Origin of the sequence: Kitasatospora sp. NPDC059327 (assembly GCF_042752535.1) — a bacterium.
Taxonomy (GTDB): Bacteria; Actinomycetota; Actinomycetes; order Streptomycetales; family Streptomycetaceae; genus Kitasatospora.
Genome location: NZ_JBHYYB010000243.1, coordinates 1 through 2011 on the forward strand (window position 1 = coordinate 1; position 2011 = coordinate 2011).

The 2011-nt window shown below is 72.1% G+C and carries 2 protein-coding genes and 1 pseudogene; 1 reads left to right on the forward strand and 2 read right to left on the reverse strand.

Annotation, left to right across the window (positions count from 1 at the left end):
* Both ACFXHB_RS44720 and ACFXHB_RS44725 read right to left on the reverse strand, forming a co-directional pair.
* Nucleotides 1-208 (reverse strand): annotated as a pseudogene (locus ACFXHB_RS44720) (XRE family transcriptional regulator); the annotation flags it as partial.
* Between the two features lie 99 nt (nucleotides 209-307).
* Nucleotides 308-544 (reverse strand): hypothetical protein, encoded by a 237-nt coding sequence (locus ACFXHB_RS44725; RefSeq protein WP_380582972.1) that lies wholly within the window; start codon nucleotides 542-544, stop codon nucleotides 308-310.
* Between the two features lie 914 nt (nucleotides 545-1458).
* On the opposite strand from ACFXHB_RS44725, the gene ACFXHB_RS44730 reads away from it, so the two are divergent.
* A partial coding sequence (locus ACFXHB_RS44730; RefSeq protein ID WP_380582974.1) for a hypothetical protein occupies nucleotides 1459-2011 on the forward strand: 553 nt, incomplete at its 3' end.

The window sequence follows — 2011 nt, forward strand, 5'->3', positions numbered from 1 at the left end:
CGTGGGTCACGCGTCCTTTCCGTTCCAGGTCCTGTTGGGCCCAGCGGGCGGCTCTCCAGAGGCGGCGTGCGGTGGCGATGTCGGCGCCGCACGCCCGGGTGAACTGCTCTGTGACGTTCCAGGTGGGCACGGTGCCGCTCGCGGCTCGGGAGAGGATCGAGGCGCTGATCTTGTCTGTCGTCTTCGTGGCCAGTGCCGCGTAGCTCACGCCGAGGCGTTGGCGTCGCTCTCGAAGCCAGCGCGCCAACGCCTCGGATTGTGGTGTGTCTGCGGCGATGGGCTTCTCATGCCGCCCCATGGGTGGGGGTTAGAGGCCCTGGGCCGGGTTCGGGTCGGGGTCGCGCAGCGCCTTGATGGTGCGGCCTGCGAGGAAGACCAGGCCGCCGGCGACCTCGATGGCGCCGACCATCGGCTGGCCGAGCGCCATCAGGGCGGCGGCCAGGGCGAGGATGACCACGACGATGATGACCTCGCCGGTGGTCGGGTTCTTGGGCCGGGCCGGCACGGGGCCGGGGGCGGGGTACGGGGGGACGACGATCGTCACTGCGCTGTCCTATCGTTCGGTTCTTGTAGTCAGGGCCTAGGGAGGGGTGCGCGCCCACGGGAGGCGCGCACCCTGGCTGCACCGCGATCCGACGTACCCGTGAGGGGGCGTCAGGCACGGGGTGGGCTCCATTACTTGGTTGCTCGACAGGGGATTCCGGCCCCTGAGCGTCGAACAGTCAGATCTAAGCACCTGTAACCCCGTAACTACAATCTGCTCTCAACACGCCCGGGGGTTTGATTCAGAAACATCCATCCGAAGCGTCACCCGTCCGGGGTGTTTCGACCTGTGGTCGGTGGACTCGGACCCGAAGACGCTCAGCTGGGCGGGGTGGACATCGAGGATTCATGCAATCTCGTCCAAGGCGTGCTTGCCCGGTGCCGCCGCCGGTGACAATCTCTCAACAACGCTGATTCTGGTTCTCTCAGGGCTGGATCCTCCCCTGGCGTCGTGGGCTCCACCATGGAACAGGGACTGGGCCCGCGAATTCCGGCGCGATCCCCACGAGGGTGGCGCACCCCTTTACGGGTGCGGCCACCCTCCGCCATATCTCGGCGACGACACCTGGCGGGATCGGCCGGCGCCTGCCCGGCGGCGACCCTCACCACCACGCGCCGGACACCACCCACACCCGACACGCCCTGCCCGCCGGCGGTCCCGAACGGCACCGCCGGCTACGCCCGGGCGGCGCCCGCCGATTCCCCCGACCGCCTCTCGATGCCGACGCCCTCCTCCGCCGCGCGGACCGCGCCAGTGCCGTCCGGCAGCCACAACTCCGCGGAGCGGGCCCGCGCGGCCGACCCCCGCCCGGACACCGTCACCCGCGCCCGCCGGCCTCGGTCCGCGCACTACCGTGCCGGTCATGACGGCAGGCGGACGCCCTGCGGCAGGAAGGGAACGACGTGCTGACGGTGATGAGCCAGAACATCCAGTACGGCGCCGACGCCGGCCGGTGGGCCGGGCTGGTCGAGCTCGTGCGCGAGGTCGGGCCGCAGCTGCTCCTGCTCCAGGAGGCCGACCACCTGGCCGCCCCCGCGGCCGCGGGCGCCGCCGCCGAGGCGCTCGGCATGGAGCTGGTCGTCGCCCCGTCCCGCAACCTGCCGGTCGCCGTCGCCTGGGACCCCGCGCAGCTGCGCATCGAGGACGTCGAGACCCGGTACACCGGCGAAATGCACCACGGCTACGCGGCCGCCCGGATCGCCCCATGGGGTCTCGCGGCCGGCCTGCCCGCCCCGCTCGTCGCGATCAGTGCCCACCTGATCCCGTACTCCGCGCAGGCCGCGGCGGTGGAGGCGCAGATCCTCGCGGCCCGTGTCCACCGGCACGGCGGGATCGGGCTGATCGGCGGGGACATCAACCACCCCACCGCCACCGACCCCGAGCCGGACTGGGAGACGGTCCGCCCCTACAACAGGTCCGCGCGGTGCCGGCGACGCGAGCGGCCCGGCGACCCGTGGGCGAGCGACC